Genomic DNA, 24,247 nt, shown 5'->3' with positions numbered 1-24,247 from the left:
TTGTCCCGGCCTCGTTTTACCCGTTACACAAATGATTGTTCCTACACCAGGACTGCAATAAAAAACGGCCGCTTCCGCACAAAATTGCGCTTGCATGATTTTCTTAAAACAAACGATAACCCCCAAAGCCCTTAACCCACCCAAACATAGCCGCCTTAATAACCCCAATTACCCCAACCAAAAACAAGAAATGAAAAACACCAAACTCCAAATCCTAAACGCTTAACCTACAAATTCCCTCTCGCCTCCTGTTCTCTTTCAATGGCCTCAAATAAGGCTTTGAAATTTCCCTTACCAAAGCTTTTGGCTCCCTTGCGCTGGATGATCTCGAAAAACACGGTTGGCCGGTCCTGAACTGGTTTGGAAAACAGCTGCAACAGGTAGCCCTCATCATCCCGATCCACGAGGATGCCCAGTTCCTTCAGGGGCTCCAGGTCTTCATCGATCTGCCCTACCCGGTCCAGCAGGTCGTCGTAATAAGTGGTAGGCACCTGCAAAAATTCAACACCGCGGCTGCGCAGGTTGCGTACGGTCGCTACGATATCGTTGGTAGCCAGCGCCACGTGTTGAACCCCTTCGCCCCCATAAAACTCAAGATACTCTTCCACCTGCGACTTCTTCTTGCCCTCCGCCGGCTCGTTGATGGGAAACTTGACAAAGCCATTGCCATTGCTCATTACCTTGCTCATCAGGGCCGAGTACTCGGTACTGATATCCGAATCGTCGAAGGTGAGGATATTACGAAAGCCCATCACGTCCTGGTAAAACTGCACCCAGCGGTTCATCTGGTTCCAGCCCACATTGCCTACACAATGGTCTACATACAGTAGTCCCGATTGGGCTGGCCTGAAATAAGGATTCTCCCATGTGCGGTACCCCGGAAGGAAAACGCCGTTATAATTTTTACGTTCAATAAACAGGTGCACGGTATCGCCATAGGTTTGGATACCGCTCATCACTACCTGCCCGTTCTCATCCTCCTGGCGCTGGGGCTCCAGGGCGGTTTGTGCACCCCGAAGGGTAGTCTGGTGCCAGGCATTAGCGGCATCATCTACCCGAAGGGCCAGGTGTTTTACGCCATCACCATGTCGAAATACATGGTCGGCGATGGGCCCTTCGGGACGGAGTGCCGAAGTGAGCACAAAGGTGAGCTTGTTCTGACGCACCACGTAGCTGGCTTTGTCCTTCATACCGGTTTCAGGGCCGGCAAAGGCCAGGGCTGAAAAGCCAAAAGCAGTGATATAATAATGCGCCGCCTGTTTGGCATTGCCTACATAAAATTCAACATAATCGGTACCCTGCAGGGGCAGGAAATCGGTATGGGCGGCAGGCACCGCGGAAAGGGCTTGGGTGTTCATGGCAAGAAAACTTAATTGAATAAGGAATTACTGACTATTGTCAGTGCACAAGCAAAATCTGTCAAGGGAATAAGTACCTCCGGCAAGCGGAGGTTCAGGCGGCGTCCATGGCCAACGACTCCATCAGCAACACGAAATTGTGGCGCTCATCGTTGAAATATTTTTGGGGATAATCCGGACGCATGGTACTTCAAATGTATATCATTCGGCCCTAAATAAGTTGGAACGAGCGGAAGGACAAGGGACCATGGACGACAGGCCACAAGGCTTATGTCGCCAGTTGTCTGTCATCCATGGTCCCTTGTCTGTCGTCCGTTGTCTGTGGTCCGTGGTCTGTTATCTAATTACTTGATACCCGCCCCTATTAAGAATTCCTGTTTTTTTGCACAATACAAAGCTCAGGCCCTTATTGCAGCACTGTTAAACTGCCCTTGCGCAATGGGCTGCCATCGCCCAGGTTAAGCATATAAATGTAAACTCCCGGTGGTACGGGATAGACACCATCTTTTCCATTCCAGGGCTTGTATGCTTTTGCCAGGCTCTGGTATACTCTTTTACCCCAGCGGTCAAATACCTGCACCTCGGCATTTGGGTAAAGGTCAATGGCCACAATTTCCCAGACATCGTTGAGGCGGTCGCCATTGGGCGTAAAGGCTGTGGGTATAAATAAACGGTCGATCACTTCCACCTTTACGGTATCACGCAGCACGCCACAGCCAAAAGCACCTTCGGCTTCCAGCACAAACAAGGTGGTTTGCAGGGCTTTCAGTTTGGGGCGTTGGGTATTGGCATTATCCAGCGGCCCTGCCGGGCTCCACCGGTACCGCACTCCTGCCCCGCTCACCCTGCCTTCAAGGGTTACCATACGGTTGCGGAGGCTGAACTTATCAGGACCGGCATCTACAAAAGCTTTGGGCACCACCCGCACCTGCACGCTGGCGGTATCGTAACAGGTTGGTTCGGTAAATACTTTTACGGTATAACGCGTATCTGCATCGGGGCTGGCTTGAGGGTTGGCAATGGTATCATTGCTCAGTCCGCCTGCCGGCAGCCACAGGTAGCGGTCGGCGCCACCGGCTACAAGCCTCAGACTATCGCCGGCACAAATAAGGGTATCGCTGATATTTAGGGTTGCAACCGGCGCAGGGTATACCACCAGGTCGGTGCTGTCGAAATCGCTACAGCCCTGGTCGTTGGTCACCTTTACCCGGTAGCGGCCAGCATTGACAAAGTCGAGCCTGGGAATAGAAGGTGCCTGCAGGTTGGACCGGAACCCCGCCGGGCCTGCCCACTCGTACTGGGTGCCGCCCGAAGCCTGGAAATTTACCGGAAACCCATAGCAACCATAAACATAGTTGGTGCCCTGGGCAAAGGGCTTGCGAAAAACCTGCACCTGAACCGGATTGGAAACAAAGGCACAGGCATTGTTGCCATTTTCCAGCAGGCGCATGCGGTAGGCATATTCCCCTGCCTCCGAAGGCTCACGCCGGAAACTGGATGTATTGGCACCAGCCACATCCACCCATGCGCTGCCGTTTTCACTGACCTGCCACTGCACCTGCGGGTTGCTAAAGCCGTTGTAACTGGCCTGCATCAGGTAGGCCTGTTGCTGGTCCTGGCAAACCTGCACCGCAAGGCTATTACCCTCCAGCCCTGCTTTGATACCGCCCTTGCAGGGCGCAAATCCAATATCATCAATACCAAAATCGCTGCCGCAAACCCTGGCATCCACGCTGGTTACTACCAGGATGATGGTCCCCGAACCAGGGCTGCGAAACTGGGCGGCAAAGGCTACCCATTCGGCGCGGCTCTGCTTGCGAATAGTTCCGGTATTGCGCACCGCAAGGTGCGCACCCGTAGCATCGAACAATTCTATTTTCAGGTTGGGATCGGCGGCCTGCCCATCGCAGGCTTCGGCCACCATCAGGTTGAGTACCCACAATTGGAAATTGAACACCGTTTGCGGGCAAAGACCGCTGATGGTATCGCGGTACACTTCGGTGGTGCCGGGCAGTGGGCTCACCATCAGGAAATTGCCATTCTCGTCGCCATCGGTATGGTCGAAGGGCGTCACCTGCCATTCGGGTTTGCACATAAAAGCCTGTGCCCGCAGTTCGGCCGTGCCTTCAGGCGTGCAGGTTTCGGTGGTGCGGCCATAGCCGGCACCCAGCTTGCCCGCGGTAGGGTAAGGGTTGAGGGTGGTACCAAAATCGATAACCAGGGATGGATCGGAAAAGGGACCGGCACATAATTGAGCCTGTACCGCCAGGGCGGAAAAACAAAGCAAAAAAAGATTTAGTACCAGGCGAAAAGGCATGCAAAAGTTTGGTAGGGGAATATACGAAGATGTAATTGATGGCGGTGGGTTAACCAAGGGCAATTGACCATTGATGATGGACGATTGATAATGGCGAGTGTACCCTTTGAACGGATAGCAACCCCTATAGTTCCATACAATCCCAAGAATCTCTCCCCATCCATGGTCCATTCTCCATCGTCAATGGTCCAACCCTTACCTTCGCAGCATGCAAAAAGTAGGAATTCTGGGTGGTGGCCAGCTGGGCAGGATGCTGCTGCAGGCCGCAGCTAATTATCCCGTTGAAACATATGTACTGGAAAACGACGCCGAATGCCCCTCGGCACACCTGTGCCGCCATTTTGTAAAAGGCGATATCCGCGACTACGATGCGGTGTACCAATTTGGCAAAAACCTGGATGCCCTTACTATTGAAATTGAAAATGTAAACGTTGACGCGCTCGAAGCCCTCGAAGCCGAAGGCGTAAAGGTCTTCCCCAAGCCTTCCGTACTGCGCATTATCAAAAACAAGATCCTCCAAAAGCAGTATTACCAGCACCACTCCATTCCAACGGCCGCGTTTGCCGTACTGGAAGGCAGGCACCAGTTGGGCGACTGGCCCCACCTGATTCCAGGTGTGCAAAAGCTGGCCACCGGTGGTTATGATGGTAAAGGCGTACAGATTATTGAAAACCCTGGCCAGTTTAGTGAAGGCTTCGACGACCATAGCGTGCTGGAGAAAAAGGTAGACCTGCAAAAGGAAATTGCCCTCATCGTTGCCGTGGGGCAGGATGGTAAAACCGCCCTCTACCCACCCGTTGAAATGGTGTTCAACCCCAACCTCAACCTGCTCGATTTCCAGCTTTGCCCCGCATATATCAGCCGCGATGTTTTATGGAAAATTGAAGCCATCGCACTTTCGGTAGTGCGCAATTTCAACTCGCCCGGGCTGTTTGCCGTTGAGCTTTTTGTAGACCGCAACGACGATGTTTTTGTAAACGAAACTGCGCCCCGCGTACACAACAGCGGCCACCATACCATCGAAGCGCATTATTCCTCGCAGTTTGATATGCTGTGGCGGGTGATCCTGGGCTATCCCCTGGGAAATACAAAAGCCATCCTGCCTTCGGCACTGGTAAACGTTATTGGCGCAGCAGGACACAGCGGCCCCGTGCATTATGCAGGACTGGAAGAAGTGCTGGCCATGGACAATGTGTTTGTACACCTATACGGTAAAAAAGACACAAAGCCCGGCCGTAAGATGGGACATGTAACCATCCTGAGCAATGAAAAGCAGGAACTGATTCATAAAGCCAATGGCATCAAGCAGGCGCTTGAAGTACAGGCTAAATGATTGCGGATCTGGGATTTCGGATATCGGTAGTTGTCAATTGCAAAGCGCTTACCATTGGTTCAAACTGCCGGAATCCGAAATCACAAAGCCCAAATTTCCATAAGGTTAATAAACGTTAACCCATACTCTTTTCACTAAATTCCTACATAGCGGGGCAAACAGATTGGCTATTTTTGCGGCTCAACACATTATGTTTCAAGCCGTGGATTTACAATCAATAAGCCGTACGTCACTTATAGCCCTTAGCAGCGCCGTTCTGTTGGCAGCCTGCTCCTCCGACCTGAAGGAAAAAGTTACCGCCCAACAAAAACAAGGTCCCCGCCCCCCTGCAAAGGTTGACGCCTTTGTGGTAAATACCACCACGGTAAGCGAAGCCCTTGAAGTACCAGGCAACCTGGTAGCTGATGAAGCCACTGAAATTCATCCTGAAGTTTCGGGCCGTGTAACCGGCCTGTACATACGGGAAGGCGCATACGTAAATAAAGGGGCCCTGCTGGCCAAGCTGTACGATGGCGATTTGCAGGCCCAACGCAAAAAGCTGGAAGTACAACTCAAAATCGCCCAGACAACCGAAGACCGTTACAACCAGCTGGTCCAAATTGGTGGTATTTCCAAACAGGACTACGATCTCACCTCGCTCAATGTCAGCAACCTCCGCGCCGACCTGGATATTATTCGCACCGCCATTCAAAAAACCGAAGTGCGTGCCCCCTTTAGTGGCAAACTGGGTTTAAAGGAAATTTCCACCGGCGCTTATGTTACGCCCACCAGCGTGATCACTTCCATTCAAAAAACGGCCGGCCTGCGCATCGACTTTAACGTACCGGAAAAATATACCACCCAAATCAAAAAGGGGCAGAACATAACCTTTACCGTTGAAGGCAACGACCGCACCTACAATGCGGCTGTAATGGCTACCGAGTCGGGTATTGCGGAAGAAACCCGCAGCCTCACCGTAAGGGCGCAGGTTAAAGGCGATGCCACGGGCCTCCTGCCCGGCGGATTTGCCAAAGTTAAACTGGCCTTTGAACCCGATGCCAATGCCCTGATGATTCCAACACAGAGTGTGGTGCCGCAGGCAAGAGGTAAAAAAGTGTACGTATACAGGGGCGGCGTGGCTCAATTTGTGGAAGTAACAACCGGCGTACGCGACAGCAGCAAGGTGCAGGTACTGGAAGGTTTGAAACAAGGCGATACCGTAATTACCACTGGCCTGCTTGGACTGAAACCCGATGCCAAGGTGACGATAGGTAAAGTGCAGCAATAGTTTGCTGAACCACGAAGTCTTGAAGCAATAAAGATGCACCCGGTCAATAGTAATCTTTATGCGTTCTTCTTTTTGCAATGCTTTGGTGGTTCAGAACAACTCAGGGGAAGCGACATCCTTAATCAACACAAGTAGCAATGAACATTTCCGAAATAAGCTTAAGGCGGCCTGTAATGGCCATCGTGCTAAACATCATCATCGTGGTGTTTGGCGTTATCGGGTTTAAGTACCTGGGCATACGCGACTATCCCGCCATCGATCCGCCCGTGATCAATGTGCGCACCTCCTATCCCGGCGCCAACCCCGACATCATCGAATCGCAGATCACTGAGCCCCTGGAGAAATCCATCAACGGTATCGCCGGTGTAAAAAACATCACCTCGCTGTCCAGCAGCGGCTCTTCCAATATCAACGTAGAGTTTGACCTCAGCGTGGACCTGGAAGCGGCTGCCAACGACGTTCGGGATAAAGTTTCGCAGGCTACCCGCTCGCTTCCCGATGACCTCGATGCACCACCCGTGGTATCCAAGGCGGATGCCTCTTCCGATGCCATTATATCCATGACGGTGCAGAGCAATACCCGCAACCAGCTCCAGATCACCGAGTGGGCCAACAACGTACTGGTGGAACGCCTCCAGACCATTCCTGGTGTGAGTGGTATCCAGATCTGGGGGGAGAAGCGCTATGCCATGCGCGTTTGGTTTGAGCCCGAAAAACTGACGGCCTATAACCTTACACCTAATGATGTGCAGGCTGCCTTACTACGCGAAAACATCGAGTTGCCTTCGGGTAAAATTTCGGGTAATGCCACCGAACTTACTGTGCGCACCTTCGGCCGGCTCAATACCGAGGATGAGTTCAACAATATCATTGTAAAAAATGTAGGCGGCTCCGATGTGCGGATCAAGGATATTGGTGAAGCAGTACTGGGCCCTGAAAACGAAGAAACGGTATTAAAGGGCAATGGCACGCCCATGATCGCGCTGGCACTGGTTCCGCAGCCGGGCTCCAACTACGTGGCCATCTCCAACGAGTTTTATACCCGATTTGAACAGATCAAAAAGGAAATGCCCGCTGATGTAAAGCTGGACATTGCCCTCGACCAGACCAAGTTCATCAAGAAATCCATCCTCGAAGTAGAAGAAACCCTCATCATTGCCATCGTACTGGTGGTACTGATCATCTTCCTCTTCTTCCGCGACTGGCTCATTGCCATCCGCCCGCTGATCGATATCCCCGTATCGCTTATTGGCGCCTTCTTTATCATGTATATCTGCGGGTTTACCATCAACGTACTTACCCTGCTGGGTATCGTACTGGCCACGGGCCTGGTGGTGGATGACGGCATTGTAGTAACGGAAAACATCTATAAAAAGATGGAAGCCGGTATGGACAAATGGACCGCGGCCCGCGAGGGTTCCAAGGAAATCTATTTCGCGGTTATCTCCACTTCCATTACGCTGGCGGTGGTATTCCTGCCCATCATCTTCCTGCAGGGTTTTGTAGGCCGCCTGTTCCGCGAGTTCGGTATCGTGGTAGCCGGTGCGGTACTTATTTCTGCCCTTGTATCGCTTACCCTTACCCCGGTACTCAACGTAAAAATGAGCCGCAAGGGTGCGCACAAACACGGCTGGTTTTACGAAAAAACAGAGCCTTTCTTCCGTGGTATGGAAAATGGCTACCGCAAGGCCCTAGAGGGTTTTATGCGGGTAAGATGGATGGCCTGGGTGGTAGTTGCCCTCTGCGGCGGCATCATCTTCTTTATTGGAAAGGACATGCCTTCCGAGCTGGCGCCCATGGAAGACCGCAGCCAGTTCCGCCTGCAGCTTACAGCCCCTGAAGGTACTTCCTTCGATGCCATGGACCGCTATGTGGACCAGCTTACCAACCTCATGATGGATTCGGTACCCGAAAGGGCCAACCTGCTGTCGGTAACCTCTCCCGGGTTCCAGGGTGCCGGTTCTGCCAACTCGGGCTTTGTGCGGGTAATGCTGATCGACCCTACCGACCGCATACGTTCGCAGAAAGAGATCGCAGAGATGGTGAACCGCAACCTGTCGCGTTATGGCGAGGGACGTGCCTTCCTGATCGAAGAGCAAACCATTTCGGTAAACCGCCGTGGCGGCCAGCCGGTGCAATACGTGATCCAGAACAACGACTTCAACAAGCTGGCACAGGTGCTGCCCCGCTTTTTGGAAGAAGCCCAGAAGAACCCCGTGTTTGTGGGTGTTGACGCCGACCTGAAATTCAATAAGCCCGAACTGCGGGTAAATGTGGACCGCCTGAAGGCCGCCCAACTGGGTGTGAGTGTTGAAGACGTGTCGCAAACCCTGCAACTGGCACTGAGCAACCGCCGCCTGGGTTATTTTACCAAGGAAGGCAAGCAGTACCAGGTAATGGGCCAGGTGGCCCGCAGCGACCGCGATGACCCCACCGATCTGAAAAGCCTTTATGTGCGCAGCGGTTCGGGACAAATGATATCGCTGGACAACGTGGTGAGCTTTGCAGAGGAAACAACCCCTTCAACCATTTACCACTTCAACCGGTATAAGTCGGCTACCGTTTCGGCGGGCCTGGCTCCCGGCAAAACCGTGGGTGATGGCATCAGGGCCATGCAGGAAATTGCCGATGGCCTGCTGGATGAAAGCTTTTCAACCTCCCTTTCCGGCACCAGCCGCGACTATGCCGAAAGCTCGGGTGGTACTTCATTTGCCCTCCTGCTGGCCCTTGGCCTGATTTTCCTGATCCTGGCAGCACAGTTCGAAAGCTTTATCGATCCATTTATCATCATGCTCACCGTACCGCTGGCCATTGCGGGTGCCCTGCTCTCGCTGTGGCTCTTTGGCCAAACCCTTAATATCTTCTCGCAGATCGGCATGATCATGCTGATTGGTCTGGTAACCAAAAACGGTATCCTGATCGTGGAGTTTGCCAACCACAACCGCATGCAGGGTATGAACAAGACGGAAGCTGCCGTTTACTCGGCCGTACAGCGTTTGCGCCCCATCCTGATGACCTCGCTGGCAATGGCCCTGGGTGCCCTGCCCATTGCCCTGTCGCTGGGAGCGGCCGCCACCAGCCGTATCCCGCTGGGTATCGTGATTGTGGGTGGTATCGTGTTCTCGCTGGTGCTTACCCTTTTTGTGATCCCCGCCATTTACTCATACCTGTCTTCCAAAAAAGAGCGCAATGCACTGGAAGTGATGGATGAAGAGCAGGCAAGGAAAAAGCCGGTGCTGGAAACAGCCTAGGCGAGGGAATAGATGATATGCGGTAGCGTAAAATGGTGCGTGGGAAAGAAGGAGAGATATTTGGATATTTTCCTTTTCGCCTTTTGCTCTTCCGCGACCTTTGCGTGAATTAACAAAATCGCTATAAGACCGTACCAACTAACTGCTAGGAACAAACAAGAAGACCTGAATGAAATTGAAATATTTATTGGCCGGGCTGGTTGGCCTGGGCAGCTTGCAAGCAAACGCCCAGGTTAAGCAGCTCACCCTTAACGAAGCCATTGCCCTTTCGCTACAAAACAACTACGATATACAGCTGTCGCGCAATGACTCACTGGCCGCCGTACTCGACAAAGCCTATGTACTTTATTCCTTTATGCCCCGCCTAAGCGGTGCCGCCACTACCCTCTGGAACAAAAACAACCAGAAGCAGGTGTTGGCGGACGGCTCGAAAAGGGAGCGCGATGATATCCGTTCTCATACCACCAACGCGGCAGTAAACCTGGAATGGACCCTTTTTGACGGTATGCGAATGTTCATTGCCCGCAACCGGGTGTACGAATTTGCCGAACTGGGTGCCCTGCAGGTAAAAGCACAGGTAGTGAATACCGTTGCCGATGTGATGCGGCTTTATTATGATGTGGTGCGCCAGCAACAACAGTTGCAAGCCATCGAAGAGCAGATGCGCCTGAGCGAAGAACGGCTGCGGCTTGCCCAGTATAAGTTTGATATTGGTACCGGTGCCAAACCCGACCTTCTGCAGGCCCAGATTGACCTGAACGGCCAAAAAGCGGCCCACCTGGCCCAGCAAACCAGTATCAACAATGCAAAAGAGCAACTCAACCAACTGGTGGTACAACCGGTGCAATCCGATTTCGTGGTGGCGGATACAACCATTGAATTTAACCCCAGCCTCAATTTGGATGCCGTACGTACCGGCGTAGCGGCTACCAGCCCCGAATTGCAGATTGCCCAAAAGAATATAGAGCTGGCCAACCTGGACCTGCGCCTCCGCCGTGCCGAGCGTTTCCCGGTGTTGAACTTCAACTCGGGTTACAACTTCAACCGGGCAGACAACAAAACGGTGATCAACCCTTTCCAGCCCCTGTTCAACCGCAACAACGGGCTTAACTACGGGCTAACAGCTGCTATTCCCATCTTTAATGGTTATACCACCCGCCGGCAGATCAGGGCAGCAGAAATTGTGGCCGAAACGCAGCGCATCACCTATGAGCGCAGCGCAAGCCTGCTCCAGACCAATATCATCAATGCCTTCCGCAACTACGACCTGTACAAAAGGTCGCTGGCACTGGAAGAAGAGAATATGGTACTGGTACGCGAAAACCTTTTTATCGCCAGGGAACGTTACCGGTTGGGCATCACCACCTTTATTGAATTACGCGAAGCCCAGCAAAGCCTTTCAGACGCTGCCTTCCGCCTGATCCAGGCCCGGTTCAACACCAAGGTTTCAGAGATCGAGTTGATGCGGCTCCGGGGCGAGTTGATCCGGTAAATGGATGTAATTACAACTACTTCAAGGCCCGCAAGGGCCTTTTTTGTTTGCGGCAAGGATTGCAAATATTAGCACTACCTGAAAAGGAGCCACGACCGCTGCTTTTCTTTGTCTGCTTAGCTCCGGCTGCTTTATTTTGCACCACAAACCAACAACCAACCATAAAACTTTTGGATGAACAATACAGCTCCCCTCGTTGGCATCATCATGGGCTCCGACTCCGACCTGCCGGTAATGAAACCCGCGGCAGAAATTCTTGAATTCTTTGGTATTGCTTACGAACTGACGGTAGTATCGGCGCATCGCACCCCGCAACGCATGATGCAGTATGCCGAACAGGCAAGAACAAGGGGTTTGAAAGTAGTTATTGCAGGTGCCGGCGGCGCCGCACACCTGCCCGGCATGGTGGCAGCCATCACGCCGCTGCCCGTAATTGGCGTACCGGTAAAAAGCTCCAATTCCATTGATGGCTGGGATTCTATTCTTTCCATCCTGCAAATGCCCAATGGCGTACCAGTGGCTACCGTTGCGCTGAATGCGGCAAAAAATGCGGGTATCCTTGCGGCCAAAATACTCAGCGTGGGCGACGAAGCTCTTGGCAACAGGATTGCAGCCTACATGGAACAACTGAAAAATGAAGTACATGAAAAAGTGGCTATCCTGCAAAGCCATGGTTATCGCAATGCTTTTGACGGCCAGCAAGGCTGATGCGCAAACCCTGAAGCTGCTGCAACAAAAAAGCTTTGCCCAATACTCCTCAGCCTCGGCTATAGCATGGCATCGCGGATCTTTATACGTGATGGGCGACGATGCTCCCACCCTGCTGGTGCTGAATAAAAAGCTGAAGGAAAAAAGACAGGTTGCAGTATTCAACTATTCCGGCCAACGGATTCCATATGCCGTAAAGCCCGACCTGGAGTCGGCAGCCATCATATCCCAGGGGAACAGCACCACACTGTGGCTGTTCCCTTCTTTTTCCTCCCCTACCCGTAATAAAGTAGTACGCCTGGATATTGGCCGTAGTGGTGCCCACCCTACCGTGCTTACCCTGGCGCCTTTTACCACAGGGCTGCCTGCCACCAATATCGAAGGGGCGGAAGTCATCAACCATAAGCTCCTGCTGGCTAACCGGGCACATAGCGGAGCCCCGGGTCATTACCTGCTTAGCTATGACCTGGACCGGCAGGTATTGCCAGCAAAGCCTGAGATCACCTATACCATTCAACTGCCTGCAACAAAGGAGGTGGTTGGCATTTCGGGGATGTTTTACCTGGCAAAAAAAGATTGGCTGCTCCTGACCATTTCAACAGAAGTAGCGGCAACAGCAACAAGGGATGGGAATATCGGGCCTTCTTACCTGGCCTTCATACGGGATGCAACAAAACAGATGGCAGCAGGCACAACGCTTACCGCTGATACCCTGATGCCCCTAGACCCGGTATTAAATTCAGGTGCCCCCATGAAGATTGAGTCGGTAACGGCCATGCACATCCGTAAAAGGAAAGTCGTGCTGGTACTTGCCGCCGATAATGATAATGGCACCACAAACCTGTTCAGGGTTTCGGCTAGGCTTCCCCGCTAAGCGGCAGTATGGTAAACTGCTGCTCCAGTGCACCTGAATGCTGGTATAAATCTGCTATCAGCTGCGGGCCATAAACAGCATAGTAATACAGGAAGCTGTCTACCCTTTCCTGCAGTCCGTCACCGGGAAACAATTGCTGCCGTATGGCTTCAATCTGACGTCGGCTGTCGGCGTGCTTGCGCTTTTCAGCACGCAGCATTTTTTGTTCCAGCACCTTCAGCTTTTTCAGCGATGCAGCTTTCAGTGCCGCCACATGTGCCGATAAAGTAGGATCGATGGCAGAAGCCTGGCTGCGGATGGCTTCAAACAGGGCTTCAGCCTGCTCCATCTTGCCATTCAAAGTAAGCGGATGCTCGGCCTGCCTGCGGGCAAGCAGGTTCACCAGGTTATCGGTTTTCTGAAAACAATCGCCAACGGAAAAGCCCAGCCGGTCGATACGCTCCTGCCATTTTTCCTCTAAAAGCAAAAAGGAATTGCGCAATACCAGCACCGGGAAGGAAACATCATAATGCTCAAACAGATCTTTCAGTTGCAGCCAGTAGGCCAGCTCGCCACCGCCGCCGATAAAGGCAATATTGGGCAGAATGGTTTCCTGGAACAATCCCCGGAGAATAACATTGGGGCTTAGGCGCTCAGGGTGTTGCTGTATCAGCACCTTCATTTCAGCTGCAGAAAACCGAAGAGCCGTATTGTTAACAAGGAAATCATCGCCTTCCCGGATGATCCTTTCCCGGATATCGCCTTCCAGGTAAAACAGGTTGATTTCCCTCGGGTGTGCCTGTACGTTATAATGTGCAGCCAGCCTTTCGGAAGTATCGCCCACCAGGGTTCCGGAAACGGGTGCAAAAAGCTCCTGTTCAAAAACGGGCAACATCAATGCCTTTAATGATGCGCTATCAGGGATCAGCACGATCAATCCAAAGGACCCAAAGAGTTTATTTACCAGCGCAAAAGTGGCCTGCTGTATGGTGTTGCCTTTGGCAAAATGGCGGCGCAGGCTTGCGGCAATTGCCTTTCCCTGTTCAAACGGTGCCAGCTGGCCTTCCACTTCATGGATCAACTGCTGAATGGCATTATCGATAACCATGCGGCCTACGGCACCTTTCTGATCCGTTTGCCAGGTATAACGTTTCCCCTGTATCGAGAAATGATTCAGTTCATCCAGGTCGGCGTCCTCGCTACCCATATAGTAAACCGGCACAAAGCGGCTTCCGGGATGTGCTGCTTCCAGCTGTGCTGCAAGCCTGATGGCATGCAGGATCTTGTACAGGAAATAAAGGGGGCCGGTAAAAAGGTTCGGCTGGTGTGCCGTGCAAACGGTGAAGGTGTTGGCATCCTGCAGCGCTTCGATATTGTGTACCACAGATGCATGGGTTTCCATGCCCGCATACTGCTGTTGCAGTACCGTTGCCAGTACCTCGCGGTTGACCGGCTTCTGCCTCCGTACAGCCAGCACCTGCGCCAATCCTTCCGGCGTTGGCGGAGCGGCATAAAAAGGTTTCAGGGCTGCTGCACCCTGCAGATAATCGAGCACGATACGCGAAAAGCTGTTGGTTTGGTCGTAAGGCAGCGTGTATGCGGAAAATGGCATGCGCAAATGTAGGGAAGGGTTTGGGAATGAGGGGAATTGGTGAATGGCGAATAGTGAGTAGTGATTGGTGATTATTTTATTAGGAGATTACGCTCGTTTGCAAAATAACAATGGCAGGGCGTGCAATCGTTCCGATAGAAAGCAATGAGCGCCAGAACTAGCGCAGCTGAATTATTACAGCCACTCCTACTCACCCATCACAACGCATTACTCACCATTTACTATTCACCTATTCCGGACTTTGTCAACTCACCATTTACGGTACGCCACAACCCGAGTGGATTAGCATTTTGCAGTTCGGTGGGCAGCAGGTGGTCGGGCCAGTTCTGGTAACAAAAAGGCCGGGCAAAACGGCGGATACCATCGGCGCCAACGGCCGTAAAACGGCTGTCGGTGGTGGCAGGGTAAGGACCGCCATGGTTCATAGCCAGGCATACTTCCACACCCGTGGGCACGCCATTGAACACCAGCCGGCCACAGCGGGCCTGCAGGATATGTACCAGTTCTATATGCTCCGCAGCTTCGGCGGGAGTAGCAATCAGGGTGGTGGTAAGTTGCCCTTCGAGCGCCTGTGCCACAGCAGCCATTTGTGCGGCATCATTACATTGCACTACCAGCGAGTAAGGACCAAAAATTTCTTCGTGCAGGTGCGGGTGCGCCAGGAAGTTTTCGCCACTGGTAGTTGCCAAGGTTGGAATGCTGAATCCTTCTCCCCCGGTTTCGTTGGTACCGGCCAGGGTAATCTTGCCACCGGCAATTACAGCAGCCCTTTTTTGCCTGAAGCTTTGGGCGATGCCGCTGTGAAGCATGGGCTCGGGTTCGGTCTCGGCGAGCTTCTGCCCCAGTGCCTGTATAAAATTTTCCAGTGCCGGTCCCTGAATGCCGACCACCAAACCGGGATTGGTACAAAACTGCCCGACGCTGGTGGTGATGGATGCCGCCAGTTGGTTTACCGCCCATTCAGTTTCGGCACCCAATTTTCCGGGTAACATAAATACAGGGTTAACCGAGCCCATTTCCGCAAATACCGGGATGGGCTCCTTGCGGCTGGCAGCCAGGTCAAACAGGGCACGGCCACCCTGAAAAGAGCCGGTAAAACCCACCGACTTTACCTGCGGATGGAGTACCAGTTGTTTGCCCACCTCGAAAGAGGCACCGTAAACATGTTGAAACACCCCTGCAGGCAGTCCTTCGCCAGCAAGGGCACGATGGATAGCATCGGCGGCCAGTTGGCTGGTGGCAGGGTGCCCCGGGTGCGCTTTTACCACCACGGTACAGCCGGCAGCCAGGGCGCAGGCTGTATCGCCACCGGCAGTAGAATAAGCAAAAGGAAAATTGGAAGCGCCAAACACCACCACAGGTCCTACCGGTACCAGCATTTTGCGCACATCGGGTTTTGGCGGCTGGCGCTCCGAGTCGGGCTGGTCGATGCGTATATCCAGCCAGTTGCCCTGTTCGCAGGCATCGGCGTAGGAAGTCAGCTGAAACAGGGTGCGCCTGAACTCTACCAGCAGCCTGCCACGTTGGAGGTTGGTTTCGCCCTGTGCGGTTTCAATAATCTGGGGACCGATGGCATCCAGTTCACGGGCAATGGCCCGCAGCAGGCTGGCCCGCTGTTGCAGGCTGGAGAACTGGTAGCTGCCAAAGGCTGCTGTTGAAGCAGCGAGGGCAGCATTGATTTCCGGTAGTTGGGTGTCGGGGAACATGGCTGCAAAGTAAGGCCAGAACAGGTGCGCAACTGCATGGATTAGCGTTAGCAAAAAGAAAAATAAAAACAAACCCGGCACCTAGAGGCTACCCTTTATGCTGGTAAACAGGTGCCAACCCAACCGTTCGATGTTCGCATGATTGCAACTTATTCTACACGGGAAGTAAACCCTGTGAAATATTTTTAACCCACTGGCAAGGCAGCAATTTAATAGAATGGAAACCCTCCCGCTGCCAGCTACCATTTACGAGCAATCCCCACCCTAATGATGATGACGCCCTTAGTACCGAATATCAAAATGCAGGCACGCAACCAAAACAACTTCCCGCACCATCCCGAAATGGTCCTGGGCATTATAGAAGACGATCCGCAGTTTGCCGACAACCTGGCGCTGATCCTTTCGCAGAATGAAGGGGTCAGGATCGCTTTTACCAGTCCGTCCATTGAACTGGCCATTTATAACCACCACAAGGAAATGGCGCAATGCCATGCCCTGCTACTCGACATCAACCTCGATGGTATGAACGGCATCAGCGGCATTCCCCTGATTAAGCGCTATCTGCCCCAGCATTGCCAGGTGCTGATGCTGACCCTGCACGAAGGAAGCGAAGCCATCCGGGATGCTTTCCGGGAAGGTGCCGCGGGCTACCTGCTCAAGGCCGATTCGCTGAACGTGTTGCAGGATTATATTCTCAGCAGCCTGCGGGTAGGGGCGCCAGCCATCAGCAGGCCCGTATTCAACCAATTACTGGAAGGATTGCTGTACAACCAACCTGCAGACAAACCGGCGCAGTCCAGATTGCCCCAGCTAACAGACAGGGAACAGGATCTGTATCAACTGCTGCTGAAGGGTTGGGATAATAAAAGAATGGCTGCTCACCTCCAGATCAGCGGTGCTACCGTGAACTTTCATCTAAAGAACATTTTTATAAAAATGGAGGTACGCTCCCGGGCCGAACTACTGGCCCGCCACCTGGAGCTGGTGGCCAAACAGGTAAAACCATGAGGGCATGGTGGCTATGTTGGCTTTTGCTGCTGTCTGCCTCCATCTTTGGCCAGTCGCCTTGCACTTCAGTGCAATCCAAAGAACTGATCAGCCTGAACGACAAAGCTTGCTGGTATGTTGACAGTACCGGCACCGCTTCCATGGAAGAGGTATGGTCCATGGCAACCCATCGCTGTGCTGCCGGCATTAAACGCGAAGTAGAGAATTTCGGCTTTACCGACAAGGCCTATTTTGCCCGTTTCAGCCTGCATGAAGCACCCGATAAAACCGTAAGCGTACTGGTTGAAAATACCTATATCGATACCATCGAGCTGTGGTACCAGTATAAAGGACGCATTGTACAAAAAAGAGCAGGAGCCGCCGTAAACGATGCATTGGGTGTGGATCCATCCTTCAATTATGCTTTCCACATTCCTACTGATGGCGGCACGCAGGAGGTGCTGGTGCGGTACAAACACCAGAACCTGCTGGTGGTTCCCATGTTCCTTACCGATGCACGAGGCCTGGAGATCCACAACCTGCTCCGCTACCTTACCGAGCTTACAGTGGTGGGCATTTTCCTTACCCTGATGGTGTACAATATGCTGCAGGTGCTGGCCTATCGCCGCATGGCTTCGCTGCTTTATATGGGCTATATCTGCTCCCTGCTGCTTTTTATTTACCTCTTCATGTACGGTTATGCCAACCTGTTGCCGATAAATTTCAAAGTATGGATCAATACCCATGGCTATGAACTCTGTATCGTATCCATGATTACCTTCCTGGGCTTCAACAGTTATTACCTGCCTGCCAGCCTGGTAGGTACCCGGCTTACCGATACCCTGCGGGTACTGTTGTTCCTGCTGTTCTTTTTGCTGCTGGCATCCAAGGTGCTGCCGGAACAAATCATTGCGTATTCGGTGACCATGATAGCCATTGTGGTCCCGCCATTCCAGTCGGTATATGCATACTATGGGTGGCGTAGGGGCGAAAAGCAGTTGCGCTTTTTTTTCGTGGGCAGCGTCATTACCAATATCAACTACCTGGCTTATACCCTTGCCCTTGCCGATGTGATAGATTTCACCTGGGTTTCGTTGAACTACTCCCTTGGTTTTGGCTTTTTCCTGGAACTGCTTTTTTTGAATATCCATTTATCGGGCAGGGTAAAACTGCTCAATAAACAAAAGGAGGAACTCAGCCAGAAAATGCTCCGGCTTACCAGGAGCCAGAAAAAAAGGCTGGAGCAGGAAGTGGCCCTGCAAACCGAAGCGCTGCGTATGGCCATCACCGAACTGGAGCAAACCAGCGAAGTAAAAACCAAGCTGCTGGGCATCATCTCGCACGATCTGCGACTGCCTTTTGTAACGCTCAACGGCACCCTCGAGTTGCTGCAAATGGGGATACTGCCACCCAATAAGGTGCAGCAAAAAGTACAGCACATTAGCAGCAGCATCCGCCAGATTTCCATCACCCTCGAAAACCTGCTCACCTGGTCGAAAAGCCAGCAGCAAAAGATCAATACCCAAACCGAGCCGGTGGCCCTGCATACCGTTACGACGGGCAGCCTGGGACTGCTGCAGGAAATGATCCAGAACAAGCAGCTATACGTAAGCCTGCAGGTACCAGAAGACACCTATGTTGAAGCCGACTATTTTCAACTGGAGATCATTTTACGCAACCTGCTCAGCAACGCGGTAAAGGCAAGCCCGGCACAGGGCCGCATTGTTATTTGCTACCAGGCTGCAAGCCCGAAGGCCTGTTGTATCAGCATCACCGATGAAGGAAAAGGTATTGAAGCCGAATCGCTTGATGCCCTGCTGCAAACAAAAGAACCCCTGAAGTCTTATAGCATTTCCAATGGTTTGGGGCTGCAGATATGCCGTGAGTTTTTGGCCAACCACCACAGTTGCTTGCATTACCGCCGCGAAAACGGGATTTCCATTTTTTCTTTTTCACTCCCACCCGCCAGCTATTTAAGCAAAAAACAATGCGGGGCAATGGCATAAAGTATTACCCATGTGCTGATATGCAAGTGTACCAATGAAAGAAAGGATGGCGGTAAGCACGCCTCAAGCGATCGAATAAAGCTTTGGTTTTGGGTTGTTGGAGCGTTGTCCAGTTGAGCGGATTATTTTTTGAAATCGGGAAACAACTTTTTGGCCTAAACCAACTTGATCCCTGTTTTCTATCCTGTTATTCCAAGTGGTGCTGCCACCTGGAGAACGCAAACCTCCACAAGACCTCTTGCATGTTGAACCTAACTTCAAAAGGTTGTTCCAAGCGCAAAACCAGCAACAAAAAACCAAAACCGAACCTTTACTTCGCTACTGCAATCTTCACCTTCTTCCCTTTAATCTTCAGGTCCTTGATCAGGTGCAATACATGGCTTACCTGGGAGCGGCGAAGCGCAACAAAGGAAAAGAAATCCTTCACCTCAATAACGCCGATATCTTCTTTTTTAAGATCGCCTTTCTGGGCAAAGAAGCCAACGATATCTACCTTGTTTACCTTGTCTTTTTTACCGGCGGCAATAAAGAGCGTGGTCCATTTGGGTTTTTCAGGCAAAGTTGCTTCTGGGTCAACGGTCATTTCGGTTGCGGTTCCCTGTAAGTAGGCCGGCAGGCGCTCACCGGGGCCCAGCAACAGAACTGCGGCGCCGCTTGCCTCCATACGGGCTGTACGGCCGTTGCGGTGCGTAAAGGTCTCTTCGGTGGCCGGCAGGTGGTAGTGTACAATGTAGCGGATATGCGGGATGTCCAGCCCACGTGCTGCGAGGTCGGTTGTAATAAGGGTATTGATGCTGCCATTACGAAACTTAGCCAGGGCCACTTCCCTTTCTCTTTGCTCCATTGAGCCATGGTAAAAGGTGGTGGTCAGCCCACGTTCCTGCAGCATCTGGTTCAGCCTTTCCACCGACTCGCGGTGGTTGCAGAACACAATGGTAGAACGACCTGCTGTGGTACAGATAAACTGGAAAAGCGTATCAGCCTTGTCCTTTTCCTCGCTGTTTACATAATACAACTCAAGGCGGGGGCCCTGTTCCTCGTTGGTGGGCAGAAAGTCCAGCCGGTGAACATCGGTGAGGCCCAGGAACTCGGGAATTTCTATCGCTTCAGTGGCCGAGGTAAGCATCCTCCGCTCAACCGCGGGCAGGGCGCCTACAATAAAAGAAAGCTCATCGAGGAAGCCCAGTTCCAACGATTTATCAAACTCGTCGAGCACCAGCGTACGGATGGTTTGGGTAGTGATATTTTCCCTGCGGATATGATCGGTGAGGCGCCCCGGTGTGCCAATGATCAGGGCCGGAGCTTCCAGCAGGTTGTTTTCTTCGATCTCCCGCTTATGACCGCCGTAGCAGGTGGTAACCTTGAAGCCGGTGGCCATTTTACGGAACACATCTTCTATCTGCAAGGCCAGTTCCCTGGAGGGAACGATGATCAGGGCCTGTGTACCTTTTATAGTTTTATCAAGGCTTTCCAAAACGGGTATCAGGAAAGCCAGGGTTTTACCCGAACCGGTTGCCGACAACAATACCATGTTGGCATGATCCCGGGCTGCCTCAAGGGTAGCCTGCTGCATTTCGTTCAGCTCTTTGATCTTCAGGTTGGCCAGCAAGGCGTCTTTCAACTGTTGATTCATGGCGCGAAGGTAGCCAATTGAAAGGGCTGATGCCAAAAAGGCCGTAAACAGCTCCTGTTGCAACCAATAAAAAGGGCGATCCTAAACAATAGGATCGGCCTTTTTATTGGTTGCAACCTGGGATCAAAATAACGCAGGATATATTTTATGCACTAATTGAGCTGGGGAAGCACGGTTGCCAGCATCGAATCTTTGCGGATACCCAGCTTGCGGATAATGTTGGTGCGGTGTACTTCGAGGCTGTGGTCGGAGAGGTCGAGCAGGCGGGTGATGGTACGCCTGTCGGCACCCTGTTGCATCATCTGGGCAATGGCGGCTTCCTTGCGGGTGAGCAGGGGCCTTACCCGGGGGTGATTATCCTCGTAAGGCAGTTCGTTCATAAACCGTTCGGTAACATGCGGGCAGATCCAGCGTTTGCCTTCAATTGTTGCCAGCAGGGCTTCTTTAAGCTCGGTGGCACGTGCATATTTGGAAACATAACCATGCGCACCACTATCCAGGAATTGTCGCACCTGCACAGGGTTTACTTCGGCCGATACACCCAGTATGCGCACATTGGGCGCAAGGCTGTGGATGATGCGTGTGGCTTTGAAACCATCCATTACCGGCATCAGCATATCCATCAAAATAATATCGGGCATGGTTTGCAGCACCAAAGTAACGGCTTCTTCGCCGGTGCCGGCAAGCCCGGTCACTTCAAATAGCTGGTCATTTTCCAGGATGATCTTCCAGGCGGAACGTAAAAATTTGTGATCGTCGGCTATTACAATCTTGATTGGCTTCATGGGTCTGTTTCAATGGGTGTGCTTTCAGCAGTATGCTATATTCAGCAGTACGCCTTGCTGTCGTTCGTTTTGGTTATGTGTGCAATTAAATGCCAAACCCAAAGAAAATACCTATTACTATTATTAGTATTGCTCTTGCTGCCCAAATATTTCAAGATGATAACTGCAGTTACCGATTTACTTACCGAAGCGGGTTATTTTCGCATAGCGTTGCCTGTTGTAGCAAACAAGGCAGGTTTTCCACTTCCTAACTAAAGCCCCATGAAAACGAATACCCCGCTTCCCACCATCGGGATCGGAATCATTGAAGACAATGAAGACTTTGCAGAAAGCCTGATATTGCTGCTGAAGGAAATGTGGCAGGTAGAAGTGCTTTTTCACAGTACCAGCATCGAGGATGCCGTTGACCACCACGCCCGCAATATTGCCCGATGCCAGTGTGTATTGCTGGATGTAAACCTTGCCGGTATGAATGGCGTTGAGGGCATTTCCATCATCCGGATGCTGTGCGCTCCCGGTACTTCCTTGATCATGCTCACCCTGCTGGAAGACCGTAATACCATACAGGCAGCCCTGAAAGCAGGAGCCGATGGCTACCTGCTCAAAACCGATCCCATCCTCAACCTTGTGGGGCAGGTGATCCACTCGGTGCAAAATAAATTTCCGGCCATCAGTCAAAAGGTTTACCAGCAGCTGACCACCCTTGCTAATGCGGCACCGGCTAGGATGGTGCCCGACGCCGAACTCACCAAAAGGGAAAAAGAAATTTACCAGGGGGTAGTAAAAGGCTACGATTATAAAACCATCGCAGCGGAGTTGCATGTTTCAACAGCTACGGTCAACTTTCACCTGCAAAACATCTTTTTAAAATTGGGTGTCCGCTCCAAAGCCGAACTGATGTCCCGCCACCTCCAGTTTTCCTGATTGCCACCACCGCATCCTATGAAGTATTTTTTGCTCCTCCTGTTGTTGCCCCTTTGTACACAGGCACAACGCATCAACCTGGATAGCCTGCCCAGCGCAACCCCCATAAATGGCATGGCCTATTGGTATGAGCCGGATGAAAATATTAACCTTGACCTTGCCCAGGTACTAGGCAACCCGGGATATTACCCTTTCAAAAAAGGAAGCCGTTACCAGGAGTTTTTCAATACCCGCAATAACCCAGTGTATGCACGGTTCAGTTTGGAGGGACCACCGGGAACTCTTGCCTTTTTGGTGGTAGACAATGCCAATGTGGATTCCATTGATTTGTGGTACCAGTTTGAAGGCGTCACCCGTCACCTGCAAGCAGGAAGTTTGCTGCCCACCCTGCCGGGCGTACCCACCAATACTAAGTTCATATTTCCGCTGATCACCGATGGCAATACGCAACAGATATTGTTGCGGGGCCGTACCAGCAAAAGACTGATCATGCCTTTGGTATTGGTTAAACCACCTCATGGGTATAACTATATCCTGCGCCAAATCGCACCTGAACTTATAATGTTGGGCATGGTGCTGATGTTGGCATTGTACCAGTCCATTCGCCTACTCTACTCCAAAAGCAAACAGCGTTTCTGGTATGTGCTTTACCTGATTGCTTTGGTATGTTATGCTTTTCTCTACCTCCGCGGTTATGGTCATTTTTTGGGAAATGCCGGACAGGTACTTGTTACCCGCTTTGGCGTGATATTTGGCGCCCTTGCCTACATTTTTGCGATGCTTTTTGCCTGGCACTACCTCGACCGGAGCAAAGCACCTCAATGGTACCTGCGTGTTTTCCAACTTGCTTTTTGTATTCCGTTGCTCACCATTGTTGCAGACTTGTTGGGATATGTTCAGTTCTCTTACGCCCTGCTGCTGGGCATGGGGTTGGCGGGCCCTGTCTTTATGCTGTGGTTTGCCCTTCTGGTGTACCGTAAGGGCGATACAGCTACCCTTTACTTTATTGCCGGCTGGACCAGTGTAAGCCTCAGCGTAATGATCAACTCCCTCCTGGTGATGAAGGTGATCGATCCTTCGTTCAAGCAAATACCACAGATACTGCTGGCTTTTACCTGCCTGGAGATGCTCCTGCTTTCGGCAGGTATGGGTTACCGCTCCAGCCTTGTTTTAAAAGAAAAAGTGGCACTGCAGGCAAAGCTGGTAAACCTGCTGCAGCACCAGAAAGAAAGCCTGGAACTGCAAGTATCGGAGCGTACACAGGATCTTGAGCAGGCCCTGATGCGGGTAGAGGAAAGTGATGCCCTTAAAGCCCGGTTGCTGGCTATCATTTCGCACGATCTGCGCATGCCATTTGTAAGCCTGAACGCGGCGCTTGACCTTTTATCCCTTAATATTTTAACGCCAGAAAAAGCCCAGCAGAAGCTTGCCAATATCAAGAGCAATATCCAACATATTGCAGGTACCCTCGAAAACCTGCTTACCTGGTCGAAACACCAGCAGCAGCGCATTGAAACTGTTCCCCAGCCCATTCACCTGCTGTCGCTGGTACGCAATGTGGCAGGGTTGCTGGCCACCAATATCAGCAGCCGCAAGCAGGAGATGGCTATTTTAATTGATGAATCAGTAATGGTGGAGGCAGATCCCTTCCAGTTGGAAACCGTTTTGCGCAACTTGTTGAGCAATGCCATCAAAGCCTCTGAAAACAACACTGCCGTGGGCATCCGGTGTACCGTGCTTCATTCATCGCGGCCGCAATACCGCATTACGGTTTTTGATTCGGGCAGTGGCCTGCAGGAGCCCGACCTGGATGCCTGGCTTAAAAACCGCAGCAACCTGAAAGACGGCTCTACCCTGCAGTCGGGTTTAGGGTTGCAAATCTGCCGCGAGTTCCTGGCCAACCATGATATTATTTTACAATACCACCACAATGGTCAGGGCAGCGAATTCAGCTTTGTATTGCCTGGAGCATTAGAAATAGTCCATGCAGGCAGGCTGCCGCAACACCTTAATTA

The 24,247-nt window shown here is 52.0% G+C and carries 16 protein-coding genes; 10 read left to right on the top strand and 6 right to left on the bottom strand.

Features of this window, described 5'->3' with window-relative positions; translation table 11 throughout:
• Positions 1 to 227: 227 nt before the first annotated feature.
• Together hppD and BUE76_RS11100 are read right to left on the bottom strand one after the other, a co-directional pair.
• Positions 228 to 1,358, bottom strand: coding sequence for a 4-hydroxyphenylpyruvate dioxygenase (hppD, locus tag BUE76_RS11105; protein WP_073046233.1), 1,131 nt, complete (start codon positions 1,356 to 1,358; stop codon positions 228 to 230).
• Between the two features lie 406 nt (positions 1,359 to 1,764).
• Positions 1,765 to 3,675: a gliding motility-associated C-terminal domain-containing protein gene (locus BUE76_RS11100; protein WP_073046230.1), complete on the bottom strand. Its 1,911-nt coding sequence runs from the start codon at positions 3,673 to 3,675 to the stop codon at positions 1,765 to 1,767.
• 208 nt (positions 3,676 to 3,883) lie between these two features.
• Here BUE76_RS11100 and BUE76_RS11095 point away from each other — a divergent pair, with 208 nt between their 5' ends.
• From BUE76_RS11095 to BUE76_RS11070, 6 genes are all read left to right on the top strand, one after another.
• Positions 3,884 to 5,008, top strand: a complete 1,125-nt coding sequence (locus BUE76_RS11095; RefSeq protein ID WP_073046227.1) for a 5-(carboxyamino)imidazole ribonucleotide synthase — start codon at positions 3,884 to 3,886, stop codon at positions 5,006 to 5,008.
• A gap of 190 nt (positions 5,009 to 5,198) precedes the next feature.
• On the top strand, positions 5,199 to 6,275 hold the full coding sequence (locus tag BUE76_RS11090) for an efflux RND transporter periplasmic adaptor subunit (protein ID WP_143157408.1): 1,077 nt from the start codon (positions 5,199 to 5,201) through the stop codon (positions 6,273 to 6,275).
• A gap of 137 nt (positions 6,276 to 6,412) precedes the next feature.
• The gene (locus tag BUE76_RS11085; RefSeq protein ID WP_073046225.1) at positions 6,413 to 9,526 is read left to right on the top strand and encodes an efflux RND transporter permease subunit; all 3,114 of its coding nucleotides are present in this window, start codon (positions 6,413 to 6,415) and stop codon (positions 9,524 to 9,526) included.
• Positions 9,527 to 9,695: 169 nt separating this feature from the next.
• Entirely contained in the window at positions 9,696 to 11,018 is a 1,323-nt protein-coding gene (locus BUE76_RS11080; RefSeq protein ID WP_073046222.1) for a TolC family protein, read from the top strand.
• A 174-nt stretch (positions 11,019 to 11,192) separates the two neighbouring features.
• Complete coding sequence (gene purE, locus BUE76_RS11075; protein ID WP_073046220.1) at positions 11,193 to 11,726, top strand: 5-(carboxyamino)imidazole ribonucleotide mutase; 534 nt, start codon at positions 11,193 to 11,195, stop codon at positions 11,724 to 11,726.
• Positions 11,662 to 12,600, top strand: coding sequence for a DUF6929 family protein (locus BUE76_RS11070; RefSeq protein ID WP_178371845.1), 939 nt, complete (start codon positions 11,662 to 11,664; stop codon positions 12,598 to 12,600). The genes purE and BUE76_RS11070 overlap by 65 nt, the downstream gene beginning before the upstream one ends.
• On the opposite strand, the gene bshC is transcribed toward BUE76_RS11070, so the two are convergent.
• Together bshC and BUE76_RS11060 are read right to left on the bottom strand one after the other, a co-directional pair.
• Complete coding sequence (gene bshC, locus BUE76_RS11065; protein WP_073046215.1) at positions 12,584 to 14,191, bottom strand: bacillithiol biosynthesis cysteine-adding enzyme BshC; 1,608 nt, start codon at positions 14,189 to 14,191, stop codon at positions 12,584 to 12,586. The two genes, BUE76_RS11070 and bshC, sit on opposite strands and share 17 nt — an antisense overlap.
• Positions 14,192 to 14,412: 221 nt before the next feature.
• Positions 14,413 to 15,897, bottom strand: a complete 1,485-nt coding sequence (locus BUE76_RS11060) for an aldehyde dehydrogenase (NADP(+)) (RefSeq protein ID WP_073046421.1) — start codon at positions 15,895 to 15,897, stop codon at positions 14,413 to 14,415.
• A 273-nt stretch (positions 15,898 to 16,170) separates the two neighbouring features.
• On the opposite strand from BUE76_RS11060, the gene BUE76_RS11055 reads away from it, so the two are divergent.
• Both BUE76_RS11055 and BUE76_RS11050 read left to right on the top strand, forming a co-directional pair.
• The gene (locus BUE76_RS11055; RefSeq protein ID WP_158069955.1) at positions 16,171 to 16,905 is read left to right on the top strand and encodes a LuxR C-terminal-related transcriptional regulator; all 735 of its coding nucleotides are present in this window, start codon (positions 16,171 to 16,173) and stop codon (positions 16,903 to 16,905) included.
• Entirely contained in the window at positions 16,902 to 18,890 is a 1,989-nt protein-coding gene (locus BUE76_RS11050; protein ID WP_073046209.1) for a sensor histidine kinase, read from the top strand. The genes BUE76_RS11055 and BUE76_RS11050 overlap by 4 nt, the downstream gene beginning before the upstream one ends.
• Positions 18,891 to 19,200: 310 nt before the next feature.
• Here BUE76_RS11050 and BUE76_RS11045 read toward each other — a convergent pair whose 3' ends face one another.
• Together BUE76_RS11045 and BUE76_RS11040 are read right to left on the bottom strand one after the other, a co-directional pair.
• The gene (locus tag BUE76_RS11045) at positions 19,201 to 20,523 is read right to left on the bottom strand and encodes a DEAD/DEAH box helicase (RefSeq protein ID WP_073046208.1); all 1,323 of its coding nucleotides are present in this window, start codon (positions 20,521 to 20,523) and stop codon (positions 19,201 to 19,203) included.
• A gap of 152 nt (positions 20,524 to 20,675) precedes the next feature.
• Entirely contained in the window at positions 20,676 to 21,308 is a 633-nt protein-coding gene (locus BUE76_RS11040; protein ID WP_073046205.1) for a response regulator transcription factor, read from the bottom strand.
• Between the two features lie 261 nt (positions 21,309 to 21,569).
• On the opposite strand from BUE76_RS11040, the gene BUE76_RS11035 reads away from it, so the two are divergent.
• Together BUE76_RS11035 and BUE76_RS24760 are read left to right on the top strand one after the other, a co-directional pair.
• Positions 21,570 to 22,232 carry a response regulator transcription factor gene (locus BUE76_RS11035; RefSeq protein WP_073046203.1) on the top strand — a complete coding sequence of 221 codons (663 nt, stop codon included), beginning with the start codon at positions 21,570 to 21,572 and terminating at the stop codon, positions 22,230 to 22,232.
• An 18-nt stretch (positions 22,233 to 22,250) separates the two neighbouring features.
• The coding region (locus BUE76_RS24760; protein WP_073046200.1) for a sensor histidine kinase at positions 22,251 to 24,247 on the top strand (1,997 nt) is incomplete at its 3' end.

It is taken from the genome of Cnuella takakiae (genome assembly GCF_001953305.1).
In the GTDB taxonomy this organism is placed as follows: domain Bacteria; phylum Bacteroidota; class Bacteroidia; order Chitinophagales; family Chitinophagaceae; genus Flavisolibacter; species Flavisolibacter takakiae.
Note: the sequence above shows the minus strand (reverse complement) of the source record. Positions and strands in the feature narration are given on the sequence as shown.